The sequence below is a fragment of the Caulobacter sp. 05T431 genome (assembly GCF_056665975.1).
Map to the genome: position 1 here is coordinate 15,728 of NZ_JBFTKU010000006.1, position 14,409 is coordinate 30,136.

Genomic DNA, 14,409 nt, shown 5'->3' on the forward strand with positions numbered 1-14,409 from the left:
TTTGTGTGAAATCGGTGAGGGTGTAACCCCTCACCCTCCCACGCCTGCGGCGCGGGCCCCGCCCTCTCCCTCCGGGAGAGGGTTCCTTGTACGGAACTCCCCTGTCAGCCACTCCATGAACACCCGCACGCGCGGCGGGATGTGGCGGGCCTGGGGATAAAGCAGCGACACCGGCGTGGGGCTGGGCGGGAAGTCGGGCAGGATCTCGACCAGCCGCCCGGCCTCCAGGTCGGCCTGCGCGTGGTAGCGCGGGATCTGGATGATCCCCAACCCCTGGCGCGCGGCGACGATGTTGGTCTCGGCCCCGGTCACCGACAGCACGGTCGGCAGGGTCACGAACTTCAGGGCGCCGCCGACCATGAACTCCAGCGGAAACGGCTCGCCCGTCGCCGACGAGACGAAGCCGATCATCACGTGGCCGCCGGTGGCCAGGTCATCCGGCGTGGCGGGCGTCCCGTGCCGCTCCAGATAGGCCGGCGCGGCGCAGGTCACCTCGTCCAGCAGACCCACCCGCCGGGCGATCATGGCGCTGTCCCTCAGGTCGCCGACCCGCAGCACGCAGTCGACGCCCTCGCGCACCAGGTCCACCAGCCGGTCGCCCTCGCCCAGGTGCAGGCGGATGTCGGGATAGCGCGCCAGAAAGGCCGGCAGGCCGGGCAGCAGGAAGTGGCGGGCCAGGGTGCCGTGCACGTCCACCCGCAGCAGGCCGCGCGGCTTGGCGTCGCTGAACTCGGCCTCGGCGTCCTCCAGCTCGCCCAGGATGGTCAGGCATCGGCGGTAGAAGGCCTCGCCGTCCAGGGTGGGGCTGACATGGCGGGTGGTCCGCTGCAGCAGGCGCACGCCCAGCCGCGCCTCCAGCTGCTTGACCCCTTCGGTGGCCGTCGAGGCCGGCAGGTTCAGGTCCAGCGCCGCCTGGCTGAAGCTGCGCCGTTCCACGATGCGGACGAACAGGCGCATGGCGTCGAAGCGGTCCAGGACGGCGTCTCCATTATTCGTAATTCTGAATAATGTTGTCGAATATCGGCCGATTATCTCCGTCGGTCAAAAGCTCATCTTCTCCCCACAGCCGACGCGGTGTCGGCCTGGAGAGATGAAATGACCCAGCAAACCAACAAGGTGGCGATCGTCACCGGCGCCTCGGGCGGCATTGGCGCGGCGGTTTCCGAACGTCTGGCCCGCGACGGCTTCACCGTCGTCGTCAACTATGCCGGCAAGGCCCAGCCGGCCGAGGACCTGGTCCGCACGATCGCGGCGGCCGGCGGCGAGGCCGTGGCCCACCAGGCCGACATCGCCGACCCCGAGGCGGTCCGCAAGATGTTCGAGGCCGCCCACACGGCCTTCGGCGGCGTCGACGTGCTGGTCAACAACGCCGGGATCATGAAGCTGGCGACGATCGCCGACAGCGACGACGCCCTGTTCGAGAGCCAGATCGCCGTCAACCTGAAGGGCAGCTTCAACACCCTGCGCGAGGCGGCCCGATCGCTGCGGGACGGCGGGCGGATCGTCAACGTCTCGTCCAGCGTGGTGGGCCTGCTGCAGCCGACCTACGGCGTCTATGCGGCCACCAAGGCGGCGGTCGAGGCCATGACCAGCATCCTGACCAAGGAGCTGCGCGGCCGGAACATCACCGTCAACGCCATCGCCCCCGGCCCTACCGCGACAAAGCTGTTCCTGGACGGCAAGCCCCAGGCGGTGATCGACCACCTGGCCAAGCTGGCCCCGCTGGAACGCCTGGGCCAGCCCGAGGACATCGCCGCCGCCATCGCCTTCCTGGTCGGCCCGGACGGCGCCTGGATCAACGGCCAGACCCTGCGCGCCAACGGCGGGATCATCTGATCCGCCTCGCCTTCACGCCCCTCGATTGTTCCCTCCTCCCCAAATAGCTCGTCATCCCGGGCCTTGTGCCCGGGACCCCTGGTTCAGCTGACGGTGAAGCGCCTTGGCGCGCTGGCGCGCCACACCCCCGCACCTGCGACGGACAGAGGGGTCCCGGGCACAAGGCCCGGGATGACGAAGCAAATGGCGGACGGGAAGTCGAGACCTCAGAGGTCCTCGGACCTCCTCCCAATCACCCCCCTTTCAAGGATCATCGCCATGACCACCCCGAACCAAGTCATCGTCGTCACGGGCGCCTCCAGCGGCTTCGGCCTGCTCAGCGCCAAGGCCCTGGCCCGCCAGGGCCACACCGTCTACGCCTCGATGCGCGAGACCGAAGGCCGCAACGCCCCGCGGGTCGCCGAGATCGCCGCCTACGCCCAGGACAACAGCGTCGACCTGCGCACGGTCGAGCTGGACGTCGGCAGCGACGCCTCGGTCGAGGCCGGGATCGCCCGGATCATCGCCGACAATGGCCGCCTGGACGTGATCGTCCACAACGCCGGCCACATGAGCTTCGGGCCGGCCGAGGCCTTCACGCCCGAGCAGTTCGCCCAGCTCTACGACGTCAACGTGCTGTCGACCCAGCGGGTCAACCGCGCCGCCCTTCCGCAGCTGCGCAAGCAGGGCAAGGGCCTGGTGGTCTGGGTGTCGTCCAGCTCGACACGCGGCGGCACGCCTCCGTACCTGAGCCCCTACTTCGCGGCCAAGGCGGCGATGGACAGCCTGGCGGTGTCGTACTCCACCGAACTGGCGCGCTGGGGGATCGAGACCTCGATCATCGTGCCCGGCGCCTTCACCAAGGGCACCAACCACTTCGCCCATTCCGGCAAACCGGCCGACGAAGCGCGGGCCGCCGAATACGACGACGGCCCCTACAAGGGCGTGGCCAAGATGGCGCTGGACGGCCTGGCCGCCCTGGAGCCGGCCGACGCCGACGCGGGCGAGGTGGCGCAGGCCATCGCCGAGGTGGTCGACACCGAGTTCGGCAAGCGTCCGTTCCGCATCCACGTCGATCCGTCACAGGACGGCGCCGAGGTCGTCAACGGCGTGGCCGACCGGGTGCGGGCCGAGATGTATCGCCGGATCGGCCTGGAGGACCTGCTGAAGCCGGCCGTCATCGGCTGACGTCCCAGAAGGCGCTCAAGAAAAATCCGCCCGCCCCGGCGAAGGTCGGGACCCAGACCGCCCCTCCCGACCCGCCTCCACGACAGGTCCGGAAAACCGGCTTGGGTCCCGACCTTCGTCAGGACGAGCGGAGAGAGGAGATCATCGCCCAGCCGGACGCAGGGCGATGATCAAGTTCAGGACCTGCTAGGCCAGGACCTGGATCACCACGCGGCGGTTCTGGGCGCGGCCGTCGGGATTGTCGTTCGGAGCCACCGGATCCTCCTCGCCGTACGAGATGGTGGCCATCCGGTTCAGGGGCACGCCCTGCTTGCTGAGGAACTTGCGGACGGTCTCGGCCCGCTCGCCGCCCAGGGTCTCGTTGTACTTCGGATCGCCGGTGGCGTCGGTGAAGCCCTGGATCTCCAGGTAGACGTTCTTGTTGTCGCCCTTCAGCTTGCTGGCGAAGTCGGCCAGGCGCTGCTCGGCTTCCGGCGACAGTTCGTGGCGGTTCAGCGGGAACTTCACCGAGTCGTCGCTCAGCACCACCGAATACAGGAACTTGCCCTCGGCCAGCTTGCCGGCGTCGGTCGCGCGCTTCAGCGCCTCCTGGCTGGTGCGGTCCACCTCGGCCAGCTTGCTGTCTGTGCTGTCGACCCGCGTGTTCACCGCGCCGACCTGATCGTTGACGTAGCCCTTGGTCGCGCAGCCGCTGACCGCCAGGCCGCCAGCCACCAGAGCGCTCACCATCATCATCTTGTAATTCACGCTAAGCATGGGACACCCTTCCACCATTGTTTCAACACCGAGCACCAAGCTGAACCGTTCGACAGTTCAGCAGCGGCGCTTCGTCAGTTGAAAACCGACATTCGAAAGAGGCGAATTCTGGGCCTGTTCTAGACAGACTTGGCCATTCTCACGAACATCTCTACGCCGCTCCTTAGTAACGCGCGCGAACGGGCAAACCGGGCAAAGGTTCCCGATAAATATTTGCGATATGTGAGGGCTGAGAGGTCATCCTGGACCTCTTTTCCGGTCTTCGCCAGACAGAAAAAAACGGGCGCGCCCATCGGACGCGCCCGTTGCAGATTCGACGGTGACGCAGCGTTACTGCAGCGTCGCCTTGCCGATCGTCAGGCCGTCGCCGCCGGCGCCGACCGAGATCACCCCGCCATCCTCCAGCTCGCCGGCCAGCAGCTTCTTGGCGATGGGGTCGATCAGGTCCTTCTGGATCACGCGCTTGAGCGGGCGCGCGCCGTAGACCGGGTCGTAGCCCTTGTCGGCCAGCCACTGCAGGGCCTCGGCGTCCAGCGCCAGGGTCATGCGGCGCTCGGCCAGCATCTTGTCCACCCGCTGCAGCTGGATGCGGACGATGTCACCCATGTTCGCGCGCGACAGGCGCTTGAACAGGATGATCTCGTCGATCCGGTTGAGGAACTCGGGGCGGAAGTGGCCGCGTACCGTGTTCATCACCAACGGACGAACCTCCTCGACGTCAGAACCGTCCTCCTGGTTGGCCAGGAACTCGGCGCCGAGGTTGGAGGTCATGATGATCAGGGTGTTGCGGAAGTCGACCGTCCGGCCCTGGCCGTCGGTCAGGCGACCGTCGTCCAGCACCTGGAGCAGCACGTTGAAGACATCCGGGTGGGCCTTCTCGATCTCGTCGAACAGCACCACCTGGTACGGACGCCGGCGCACGGCCTCGGTCAGCGCGCCGCCCTCGTCGTAGCCGACATAGCCGGGAGGCGCGCCGATCAGGCGGCTGACCGAGTGCTTCTCCATGTACTCCGACATGTCCATGCGGGTGATCGCGTGCTCGTCGGCGAACAGGAACTCGGCCAGGCTCTTGGTCAGCTCGGTCTTGCCCACGCCCGTCGGACCCAGGAACAGGAACGAACCGATCGGCTTGGACGGATCGTGCAGGCCGGCGCGGGCGCGGCGGACCGCGTCCGACACGGCTTCCAGCGCCTCGTCCTGACCCACCACGCGACCGCGCAGCTGGTCTTCCATCTTCAGCAGCTTCTCGCGCTCGCCTTCCAGCATCTTCTCGACCGGCACCCCGGTCCAGCGGCTGACGACGGCGGCGATCTGCTCGGCGTCGACGACTTCCGGCGTCAGGGCCTTTTCGGTCCCGCCCGTCTCGCCGGCCTCGGCTTCCGCCAGGCGGCGTTCCAGGGCCGGGATCTCGCCGTACTGGATCTGGCCCGCGCGGGCGAAGTCGCCGGCGCGCTGGGCGGTGGCCAGGTCGGCGCGCAGGCGGTCCAGGGCCTCGCGGGCCTGAGCGGCCCCGCCGACCTTGTCCTTCTCGGCCTTCCAGCGGGCGGTCATCTCGTCGCTGCGGAACTGCAGGTCGTCGATCTCGACCTCCAGGTTCTCCAGGCGCTGCTTGGAGGCCTGGTCGGTTTCCTTGGACAGGGCCTCGCGCTCGATCTTCAGCTGCACTAGGCGGCGGTCGATCTCGTCCAGCTCTTCCGGTTTGGAGTCGATGGCCATGCGCACGCGGCTGGCGGCCTCGTCGACCAGGTCGATGGCCTTGTCCGGCAGGAAGCGGTCGGCGATGTAGCGGTTGCTGAGCGTGGCCGCGGCGACGATGGCGGAGTCGCTGATGCGCACGCCGTGGTGCACCTCGTACTTCTCCTTCAGGCCGCGCAGGATCGAGACGGTGTCCTCCACCGTCGGCTCCTGCACGAACACCGGCTGGAAGCGACGGGCCAGGGCCGCGTCCTTCTCGACGTGCTTGCGGTACTCGTCCAGCGTGGTGGCGCCCACGCAGTGCAACTCGCCGCGCGCCAGGGCGGGTTTCAGCAGGTTGGAGGCGTCCATCGCCCCGTCGCTCTTCCCGGCCCCGACCAGGGTGTGCATCTCGTCGATGAACAGGATGATCGAGCCCTCGGCCGCCGTGACCTCGCCCAGGACGGCCTTCAGCCGCTCCTCGAACTCGCCACGATACTTCGCGCCGGCGATCAGGCTGCCCATGTCCAGCGACAGCAGCTTCTTGTCCTTCAGGCTCTCGGGCACGTCGCCATTGACGATGCGCTGGGCCAGGCCCTCGACGATGGCGGTCTTGCCGACCCCCGGCTCGCCGATGAGGACGGGATTGTTCTTGGTGCGGCGCGACAGGACCTGGATCGTGCGACGGATTTCCTCGTCGCGGCCGATCACCGGATCGATCTTGCCGTCGCGGGCGGCCTGGGTCAGGTCGCGGGCGTAGCGCTTGAGCGCGTCGTAGCCGTCCTCGGTCGAGGCGCTGTCGGCGGTGCGGCCCTTGCGGACCGCCGCGGCGGCGGTCTCAAGGCCCTGGGCGGTGGCCCCGGCGTCCTTCAGGATCTTGGCCGCGTCGCCGCCTTCCTTGGCGATGGCGATCAGCAGGCGCTCGGTGGTGACGAAGGCGTCGCCGGCCTTCTTGGCGCCGGTTTCGGCCGCATCGAAGACGCGCGCCGTGTCGGGCTTCATATAGAGCTGGCCGCCGGCGCCGTCGACGCGCGGGGTCTTGGCCAGCAGGGCGTCCACGGCCGCGTCGGCCGCGTCGGGCCGGCCGCCGGCGCTCTGGATCAGGGCGCGGCTCAGGCCGTCCTTCTCCTCGAGCAGGACCTTCAGCAGGTGTTCGGGGCCCAGTTGCTGGTGCCCCTTGGCCAGGGCCAGGCTCTGGGCCGACTGGACCGCGGACTTGGCGCGGTCGGAATAGAGATCAATCTTCATGCGGTATCCCCTCCAAAGGCGGATTGGGGCCGTTCGCCTCCATCGAGCACAAACGACCTCGGACAGGGATTTAGGTGTGGCCGATCAGCCACACAAGGCTCTCACCACCCCCGCTGGACGATATAGTTCTGCAGCGCCGCGATCCGGGTGGAGTCCGACGGGTGGGTCGAGGCGAACTGCGGGGTGCTGGAGCCGCCCTGGGCCTGCATGTGCTCCCACAGCGTCACCGCCTCGCGCGGGCGGTAGCCGGCCCGCTGCATGAAGTCGACGCCCAGGCGGTCGGCCTCCAGCTCCTGCTTGCGCGAGAACGGCAGCAGGAAGCCGTACTTCGCGGCGTCGCCGCCATAGCTGGAGATCGCCCGCCCCGTGTCGCCGCCGGCCGCGACGCCCAGCACCCCCAGCAGCAGGCTGGAGGTCATGTTTTGCGACTGCCGCTCGGCGGCGTGGTGGGCCACGACGTGGCCGGTCTCGTGGCCGATGACGGCGGCTAACTGGTCGTCGTTGTCGACGATCTTCAGGAGGCCCGTGGTGACGCCGACATGGCCGCCCGGCAGGACGAAGGCGTTGGGCGAAGGGTCCTCGAACACCGCGTAGTCCCACGGACGGTCGCCCAGGCCGGCGGCGTTGACCACCCGCTGGCCGACGGCGCGGACGCGGGCGTTGGCCGCCTTGTCGGGGCTGACCTTGCTCTTGGCCAGGGCCTGGTTCCAGGCCTGCTCGCCGGCCTTGGTCAGGCTGGAGTCATCGACAATCGTCATCTGCTGACGACCCAGCTCGGGATTGTACGCGCAGGCCGAGAGCGCCAGGGCGACGAAGCCGAGGGGGAGGATGCGACGCATGGTGTCTCTCCAGCACGGGCCAGATCCGCCGCCGATTGTATCGACACGGCCTGCGCCCGAACAGATCAGGGTTCACCCCATATCGGGAACGTGCGCGGGGCGGGTCACTTCCCGTCCGCGTACAGCTTGACCACCTCGTAGAGGAACTGGCGGCCGTTCATCAACGCCTTGACCTGGATCCGCTCGTTCAGGCCGTGGATGTGGTCGCCGTCCACGCCCGCCATCAGGCCTGACAGGCCGTAGGTCGGGACGCCCGCCGCATTGGTGAAGCGGCCGTCGGTGGCGCCCGTCAGCATGGCCGGGATGAACGGGACGCCCGGCCAGATCTTGGCGGCGACCTTGGTGGCAGGGGCCATGATCCGCGGCGTCAGCGGCGGCGGCGGGCTGACCGGGTCGGGGTCCTGGGCCAGGGTGATCTTGATGGCCGGGTCGGCGACGATCTCCTGGAGCTGGTCGCGGATGACCTTGGGGTCGTTGCCCGGCAGGATGCGGCAGTTGACGTTGGCCTTGGCCCGCTGCGGCAGGGCGTTGGGCGCGTGGCCGGCCTCGGCCATGGTGGCCACGCAGGTGGTGCGCATCATGCTGTTGCGGCCCGGGTCGCGGGCCAGGATGGCGGCGGCCGCGGCGTCATTGGGGTTGGCGACCATGGCGCGCATGGCGCCGGCCACCTCGGGGTCGGGCTCGATCTTGGCGTTCTGCTCGTAATAGCCCTTGGTGGCGTCGTTCAGGGCGATCGGGAAGTCGTAGGCGCCCAGCCGCGCCAGGCCATTGGCCAGGTGGTAGATCGCGTTGTCCTTGACCGGGCGCGACGAGTGGCCGCCGGCGTTGGTCACTTCCAGCGTGTAGTCCATATAGACCTTCTCGCCGACCTGGATGCCCAGCAGCCGGGGCTGGCCCTTCTCGTCCAGCTGGCTGTCGTCGCCCTCGTTCAGGGCGAAGTCGGCCTTCATGGCCTGCGGGTACTTCTCCAGCAGCCAGGGCACGCTGTTGAACTGGCCGCCCTCCTCGCCGCAGGTCAGGGCCAGCTTGATGTCGCGCTTGGGCTTGAAGCCCTCCTGCTTGTAGCGGATCAGGCTGTCGGTGAAGATCGCCGCCATGGCTTTGTCGTCGCTGGCGCCGCGGGCGTAGAAGTAGCCGTTCTCCTCGACCAGCTTGAAGGGATCGCGCTCCCAGTCCTCGCGCTTGGCCTCGACCACGTCGATATGGGCCATCAGCAGGATGGCGCCGGCCTTGGGGTCCTTGCCGTGCAGCGTGGCCAGGAGGGCGCCGGCCTTCGGATGCTCGTCGGGGAACACCACCTTCACGTCGCTGTCGGGGAAGCCCGCCGCCTTCAGCCGCGCGCCCATCGCCTGGGCCGCCGCCGTGCAGCTGCCGACCGAGGCGGTGGTGTTGATCTCGACCAGCTCCTTGTAGAGGCCGCGGAAGGCGGCTTCATCAGCCGACTGAGCTTTGGCGGAGGTCGCGGCCAAGGCCGGCGCGACAAGCGCCGACAGGGCGGCCGCCGTCAGGAGAAAGGTCTTGGTCTTGCCGCGCATGGTCGCCCCCTAATGTGTTGGGTGCGAGGCTAGGCGGGGTTTGGCGGTCAGCGCAATGGGGGACGCCCAAAACGACGTCATCCCCCGGCGAGGCCGAGGGATGACTGAAGTTCAGGCGATCGGTGGAGAGGTTCAGACCTCTTCCGACTCCGGCGCGGCGCTGCCTTCGAAGCTGCGCGGGGCGCGGCGGCGCTTGGGCTTGGCCGGGGCCTCGCCTTCGTCCGCGGTCGGGGCCGACGGCGCGGCGTCGGCCGGAGCCTCGGCGCGGGTCGACTTGCGGCCCAGGAAGGCCGGGGCGTGGCTGACGTCGCCGTCCTGGCCGCGCAGCAGCGGCGAGGCCGGGGCCTCGCTGGTCAGCGGCGTGGCCTGGGGCTCGATCACGGCCATCGGATCGCGGTCGCGCGGGGCGCGGTCACGGCGCGGACGCTCGCGGCGGCCCTCGCCGCCCTCGCGGGCCTGGCCTTCGCCCTCGGCGGCGGCCGGACGGTCCTCGCGGGGACGCTCGTCGCGGAAGCGGTCTTCCCGCGGACGATCGTCGCGGGGACGGTCATCCCGAGGCCGGTCGTCGCGAGGACGATCATCACGGGGGCGGTCGTCGCGAGGACGGTCTTCCCGAGGACGATCATCGCGCGGACGGTCGTCGCGCTGGCCGTCGCGGGGGCGGTCGTCTCGGTCGCGCCAGCGGTCGCGGCGGCCCTGGCCGTCGCGGTCACGGTCGCGGTTCTGGTTGTTGTCGCGCTGGCCGTCGCGGGGACGGTCGTCGCGTTGCCCGTCACGCGGACGATCGTCGCGTTGTCCGTCTCTGGGGCGATCCTCGCGGGGGCGGTTCTCGAACCGGTCGCGGCGGCCTTCGCCCTGGCCTTCGCCGCCCTCCCCCTCGGCCGGAGCCTCGGTCTGGGCGGCCTCGGGGGTTTCGGGCTGTTCTTCGGGCTCGGCCTCGAAGTCGATCTCGTAGGCCGAATAGGCGTCCTTGCCGATGATGTCGCTGACCGGACGATTCGGCTGGATGGCGCGCAGGACCCGGAAATAGTGCTCGGCGTGCTGCAGGTAGTTCTCGGCCAGGACCCGGTCGCCGGACGACGTCGCGTCGCGGGCCAGCTGCTGGTACTTCTCGTAGACGCTCTGGGCCGCCCCGCGCACCTTCACGCCTTCGGGGCCGTTCGAATCGAAGGCCCGGTTGGCGTTGTGCTGCTGAGGCTTACCGCCGCTACCCGCCCCGCCGCGATTGTTGCGGCCGCGCTGGCGCTTCATGCCCTTGAAATCTCTCATCTTCTCTTCTGAACCTGTCCGGCGGCGATCGGCGCGTCCGGTGTTTGGCCTCTGGAGCGGAGTGGAACCGTGTTGGGTCCTGCCTTCGATGTTCTAGAGACGCTGGTTTCCGTAGAGCCTCCGCCCGGTTCGGGCGCGGCGATCAGCCGGATCGGCCGGTCGCGCCTGCCAGGGGAGTATCGCGATCATCGAGACGATCGCTGTTCCCGTCACCCGGCGTTTTGGAAGGAGACGCTATTCGTCTACCGCCTCACGCCAGGGTTTCCAAGGAATTTTTCAAAACGGCTATTTCGTACCGGTCACAACGCGGTCGTTGACCGACAGATCCTTGATGGTCCGCACGTTCTGGGCGCCGGCCGCCTTGAACAGGGCCTCGACGGCCTCCGACTGGTCGTAGCCGATCTCGACGGCGAACATCGCGCCGGGCTTGAGCACCCGCAGGATCTCGCCGGCCAGGAAGCGATAGGCGTCCAGGCCGTCGGGGCCGCCGTCCAAGGCCAGGCGCGGCTCGTGGTCGCGCACCTCGGGCTCCAGGGTCTCGATCACGTCGGTGGCGATGTAGGGCGGGTTGGAGACCACCAGGTCGAAGCTCTCGTCGCCCAGGCCGTTGGTCCAGTCGCCGCGCAGCAGGGCCACGCGACCGGAAAGGTCCAGGTTGGCGGCGTTCTCGCGGGCCACGGCCAGGGCCTCTTCCGAGACGTCGATGCCCAGGCCCTTGGCGGCCGGGCGCTCGGCCAGCACCGCCAGCAGGATCGTGCCCGAGCCGACGCCCAGGTCCAGCATGTTGAAGGCCATGGCCTCGGGGAAGGCCTTCAGCACCTCGTCGACGATGACCTCGGTCTCGGGGCGCGGGGTCAGGACGTTCTTGTTGACCTGCAGCAGGATCTTCCAGAACCCCTTGCGGCCGATGATGTGGCTGACCGGCTCGCGCGCGACGCGGCGGTTCAGGAAATCCTCCAGGGTCGCCATCTGGGCGTCGGTCAGCACGCGGTAGGGATCGCTGATGATGTCGGTGCGGGTGACGTCGGCGGCCACCTCCAGCAGCAGGCGGGCGTCGATGGCCGGCTGGTCGATCTGAACGGACTTCAGGCGATCCTTGGCGGCGTTCCAGGCTTTGACGAGGGTCAGGGTCATGAGGCGGGGTCTTACTCCGCCTCGCGCGCGGAGGCGACCTCTCGGTGTTCAAATTTCGTCAGGCGAGGCTGACCTCATCCCCCTCCCGCACCGCCCCGCCTTCGTCCACGCGTAGGTAGATGCCGCACAGCATGTGGCCGTAGAGGTCGAACAGGGCCTTCACCACCTCGATGTCGCGCTCGGCGGTGACCGGATCGACGTGGGTGGCGGCGCAGCGGACGATGGGTTTCAGCACCTCCGCCCTCGCCTGCCCCACCCGCATGGTCCGCCCCGTCCAGTCGTTCTCGACCCAGGCCGGCCAGCCCTCGACATAGAGGTTGGCGCGGAAGCGCAGGGGATCAACCGGCCGGCCGAGCCGAGCCTCCAGGTCGCGGACGCTGGCCAGGTTGACGATGGAGACATAGCCGCTGCGGCTGTCCATGAACCGGTGGTCGCTCGGTCCCTCGACCACGCGTAGCGGGCCCTGGACCTCGTCACCCAACAGGTCGGCCAGCCAGGCCTCGAAGCCGCGCCGTCCGTCGGCCCCGCGCAGGTCGCCGGCGAAGTCCGGGCGCCCCCCGGCCCGGGCGGAGAACACCCCGGTCGCCTCGTCATAGGCGGTGCGGGCCTTGGCCACGGCCGGGATCTTGGCCAGCACCGTGAACTTCATCTTCGAGATGTGCCCCGGGGCTTCGGGATCGAAACCGCTGGGGCCGTCCTCGACGGCGTAGAGGCGGTCGCAGGGAAAGCACCGGCCCGCGACCAGCTCGGCCCGCTCAAGGCGCTCGGGCGTGAAGCCCTTGACGGGGTGGCGGTAGAGACTGGCGATCCGGGCGTGCATGGCGCGCAAGGTCGGTGACGACTCGGGCGTTGGCAAGGCGGCGCTTGGGCTCACGCGGAACGGAGCCGCGCCGGTGCGTGTTCCTCCAGCGGAGGGCCAGACCATGACCGACACCGTTCCGCGACGCCCCATCCGGTCGTGGATCGCCTCGCGGCCCTATCACCTGGCGCCCTGGATCGCCCTGCTGGCCCTGGTTCCGTTCGTCCTGCCCCGGCGCGGGCCGGCCCTGGCGCCGAACGAGACGCAGCTGGATCACCCGCCCGGCCTGTCCGAGGACCGGGCCATGCCGCCGCAGGACTTCGACAAGGCCGAGCCGATGCGCGGCCGCGCCGCCCGGCACCCGCACCGCATTCCGGTCCTGGGCTGGCGCGACATCCTGTGGCGCACCTTCCGCGAGATCAGCGTCGACCGCCTGCCCGCCGTGGCCGGCGGCGTGACCTTCTACACCCTGCTGGCCATCTTCCCGGCCATCGGCGCCTTCGTATCGCTGTACGGCCTGTTCGCCGACGTCGGGGCGGTGGAGAAACAGCTGCAGKACATGTCGACCGTCTTCCCGGCCAGCGTCGTCAACATCGTCGGCGAGCAGATGCTGCGCCTGGCCAGCCAGGAACAGGCCAAGCTGGGCGTGGCCTTCGTGGTCAGCCTGCTGCTGTCGATCTGGAGCGCCAACGCCAGCATGAAGGCGCTCTTCGACGGGCTGAACATCGCCTATGACGAGGACGAAAAACGCAACTACGTCACCAAGACGCTCTGGACCTACGCCTTCACGCTTTGCGCCCTGATCTACGCGGTCGTCCTGGCCAGCGTGCTGATCGCCGCGCCCGTGGTGCTGGACCGGATCGGCCTGAGCGCCGCGGCGGTGTTCTGGATCCCTCTGCGCTGGCTGATCGTGCTGGGCGTGACGGCCTTCGCCTTCGCCATGCTCTACCGCTTCGCGCCCTGCCGCGCCCGGCCGCGCTGGCGCTGGGTGATCTGGGGCTCGGTGTTCGGGGCGGCGGCCTGGCTGGGCGGCTCGCTGGGCTTCTCGGTCTATGTGAACCGCGTGGCCCATTACGACGCCACCTACGGCCCGCTGGGGACCGTGATCGCCTTCATGGTCTGGATGTGGTTCTCGATCATGACGGTGCTGGTCGGGGCCGAGCTGAACGCCGAGATCGAGCACCAGACGGCCATCGACTCCACCACGGGGCCCGAAAAGCCGATGGGCCAGCGCGGCGCGGCCATGGCCGACACCGTGGGCCTGGCCTTCCATCCCTGGGAGTTCATCCAGCGCGAGGCGGGCACGGTGAAGCGGGTGTCGGGGCGCTACTGGGGCCACGCCACCGGCTGGAGCAAGGCCAAGCGCCCGCCTCCGCCGAACACGACGCCGCCCAGCTGAGCCTTGGCGAACGCGGGTCGCGCCCCTAAGTGTGCGGCATGATCTTCGCCCCCGCCGTCGACTCCGAATTCCCCGCCATCGTGGCCCTGGTCAATTCCGCGTACCGAGGCCAGGGCGCCCAGGCCGGATGGACCACCGAGGCCGGCTATATCGACGGCCAGCGCATCGACCTGGAGAGCCTGAAGCAGGACCTGGCCGAGGCCCCCGACGCCGTGCTGCTGACCCTGCGCGACGAGGAAGGCGGCCCGCTGCTGGGCTGCGTCTGGATCGAGCCGGACGGCGACGCGCCCGAGGGCGACGCCCAAGGCGGCCCGGCATGGTACCTGGGCATGCTGACCATCCGCCCTGACCTGCAGGACCGCCAGCTGGGCCGCGCCCTGCTGGCCCACGGCGAGGCCTACGCGGCCGGCCTGGGCGCCAAGCGCGTGCGCATGACCGTCGTCCACCTGCGCGACACCCTGATCGCCTGGTACCAGCGCCGGGGCTACGCCCTGACCGGCGAGACCAAGCCCTTCCCCGTGGGCGAGCGCTTCGGCAAGCCGCAGCGCGAACTGTCGTTCGTGGTGCTGGAAAAGACCCTCTAGGTTCGCCGCAAGCCGATTGACCAACTCAACCCAGACAAGCATAATCATTATCTGGGGTTGAATTTCCCACCAGGCTCGCAGATGGGCGCGTCGTGACGACGACGGCGCCCCGTCGCGCGCGCCGACCCGCTCGAACACCCCTGGAAGGCCATCACAGCGAACGATCCGT

At 69.2% G+C, this 14,409-nt stretch carries 12 protein-coding genes; 4 read left to right on the forward strand and 8 right to left on the reverse strand.

The genetic code is table 11. The features are described from left to right. Positions 1 to 30: 30 nt before the first annotated feature. Positions 31 to 957, reverse strand: coding sequence for a LysR family transcriptional regulator (locus tag AC1U89_RS07390; RefSeq protein ID WP_479899074.1), 927 nt, complete (start codon positions 955 to 957; stop codon positions 31 to 33). A 138-nt stretch (positions 958 to 1,095) separates the two neighbouring features. On the opposite strand from AC1U89_RS07390, the gene AC1U89_RS07395 reads away from it, so the two are divergent. Both AC1U89_RS07395 and AC1U89_RS07400 read left to right on the forward strand, forming a co-directional pair. After that, on the forward strand, positions 1,096 to 1,836 hold the full coding sequence (locus tag AC1U89_RS07395) for an SDR family oxidoreductase (RefSeq protein ID WP_479899075.1): 741 nt from the start codon (positions 1,096 to 1,098) through the stop codon (positions 1,834 to 1,836). 258 nt (positions 1,837 to 2,094) lie between these two features. Beyond that, entirely contained in the window at positions 2,095 to 3,003 is a 909-nt protein-coding gene (locus AC1U89_RS07400; protein ID WP_479899076.1) for an SDR family oxidoreductase, read from the forward strand. 186 nt (positions 3,004 to 3,189) lie between these two features. On the opposite strand, the gene AC1U89_RS07405 is transcribed toward AC1U89_RS07400, so the two are convergent. The 7 genes from AC1U89_RS07405 to AC1U89_RS07435 form a co-directional block, all read right to left on the reverse strand. Continuing rightward, positions 3,190 to 3,759 carry an OmpA family protein gene (locus AC1U89_RS07405; RefSeq protein ID WP_479899077.1) on the reverse strand — a complete coding sequence of 190 codons (570 nt, stop codon included), beginning with the start codon at positions 3,757 to 3,759 and terminating at the stop codon, positions 3,190 to 3,192. Between the two features lie 330 nt (positions 3,760 to 4,089). Then, entirely contained in the window at positions 4,090 to 6,681 is a 2,592-nt protein-coding gene (clpB, locus tag AC1U89_RS07410; RefSeq protein WP_479899078.1) for an ATP-dependent chaperone ClpB, read from the reverse strand. A gap of 101 nt (positions 6,682 to 6,782) precedes the next feature. Then, on the reverse strand, positions 6,783 to 7,520 hold the full coding sequence (locus AC1U89_RS07415; RefSeq protein ID WP_479899079.1) for a M48 family metallopeptidase: 738 nt from the start codon (positions 7,518 to 7,520) through the stop codon (positions 6,783 to 6,785). Between the two features lie 104 nt (positions 7,521 to 7,624). Further along, positions 7,625 to 9,055: a M20/M25/M40 family metallo-hydrolase gene (locus tag AC1U89_RS07420; RefSeq protein WP_479899080.1), complete on the reverse strand. Its 1,431-nt coding sequence runs from the start codon at positions 9,053 to 9,055 to the stop codon at positions 7,625 to 7,627. A gap of 132 nt (positions 9,056 to 9,187) precedes the next feature. Then, positions 9,188 to 10,324 carry a DUF4167 domain-containing protein gene (locus tag AC1U89_RS07425; RefSeq protein ID WP_479899081.1) on the reverse strand — a complete coding sequence of 379 codons (1,137 nt, stop codon included), beginning with the start codon at positions 10,322 to 10,324 and terminating at the stop codon, positions 9,188 to 9,190. Positions 10,325 to 10,609: 285 nt separating this feature from the next. Beyond that, positions 10,610 to 11,458, reverse strand: a complete 849-nt coding sequence (gene prmC, locus AC1U89_RS07430; RefSeq protein WP_479899082.1) for a peptide chain release factor N(5)-glutamine methyltransferase — start codon at positions 11,456 to 11,458, stop codon at positions 10,610 to 10,612. 58 nt (positions 11,459 to 11,516) lie between these two features. Next, positions 11,517 to 12,278 (reverse strand): MOSC domain-containing protein, encoded by a 762-nt coding sequence (locus tag AC1U89_RS07435; RefSeq protein WP_479899259.1) that lies wholly within the window; start codon positions 12,276 to 12,278, stop codon positions 11,517 to 11,519. A 103-nt stretch (positions 12,279 to 12,381) separates the two neighbouring features. Here AC1U89_RS07435 and AC1U89_RS07440 point away from each other — a divergent pair, with 103 nt between their 5' ends. Together AC1U89_RS07440 and AC1U89_RS07445 are read left to right on the forward strand one after the other, a co-directional pair. Further along, positions 12,382 to 13,656, forward strand: coding sequence for a YihY/virulence factor BrkB family protein (locus AC1U89_RS07440; RefSeq protein WP_479899083.1), 1,275 nt, complete (start codon positions 12,382 to 12,384; stop codon positions 13,654 to 13,656). Positions 13,657 to 13,694: 38 nt separating this feature from the next. Then, on the forward strand, positions 13,695 to 14,240 hold the full coding sequence (locus AC1U89_RS07445) for a GNAT family N-acetyltransferase (RefSeq protein ID WP_479899084.1): 546 nt from the start codon (positions 13,695 to 13,697) through the stop codon (positions 14,238 to 14,240). Positions 14,241 to 14,409 lie beyond the last annotated feature (169 nt).

Coding starts and splice junctions, on each gene's coding strand:
- AC1U89_RS07390 (WP_479899074.1), bottom strand. CDS start 957: ATGCGCCTGTTCGTCCGCATCGTGGAACGGCGCAGCTTCAGCCAGGCG.
- AC1U89_RS07395 (WP_479899075.1), top strand. CDS start 1,096: ATGACCCAGCAAACCAACAAGGTGGCGATCGTCACCGGCGCCTCGGGC.
- AC1U89_RS07400 (WP_479899076.1), top strand. CDS start 2,095: ATGACCACCCCGAACCAAGTCATCGTCGTCACGGGCGCCTCCAGCGGC.
- AC1U89_RS07405 (WP_479899077.1), bottom strand. CDS start 3,759: ATGCTTAGCGTGAATTACAAGATGATGATGGTGAGCGCTCTGGTGGCT.
- clpB (WP_479899078.1), bottom strand. CDS start 6,681: ATGAAGATTGATCTCTATTCCGACCGCGCCAAGTCCGCGGTCCAGTCG.
- AC1U89_RS07415 (WP_479899079.1), bottom strand. CDS start 7,520: ATGCGTCGCATCCTCCCCCTCGGCTTCGTCGCCCTGGCGCTCTCGGCC.
- AC1U89_RS07420 (WP_479899080.1), bottom strand. CDS start 9,055: ATGCGCGGCAAGACCAAGACCTTTCTCCTGACGGCGGCCGCCCTGTCG.
- AC1U89_RS07425 (WP_479899081.1), bottom strand. CDS start 10,324: ATGAGAGATTTCAAGGGCATGAAGCGCCAGCGCGGCCGCAACAATCGC.
- prmC (WP_479899082.1), bottom strand. CDS start 11,458: ATGACCCTGACCCTCGTCAAAGCCTGGAACGCCGCCAAGGATCGCCTG.
- AC1U89_RS07435 (WP_479899259.1), bottom strand. CDS start 12,278: ATGCACGCCCGGATCGCCAGTCTCTACCGCCACCCCGTCAAGGGCTTC.
- AC1U89_RS07445 (WP_479899084.1), top strand. CDS start 13,695: ATGATCTTCGCCCCCGCCGTCGACTCCGAATTCCCCGCCATCGTGGCC.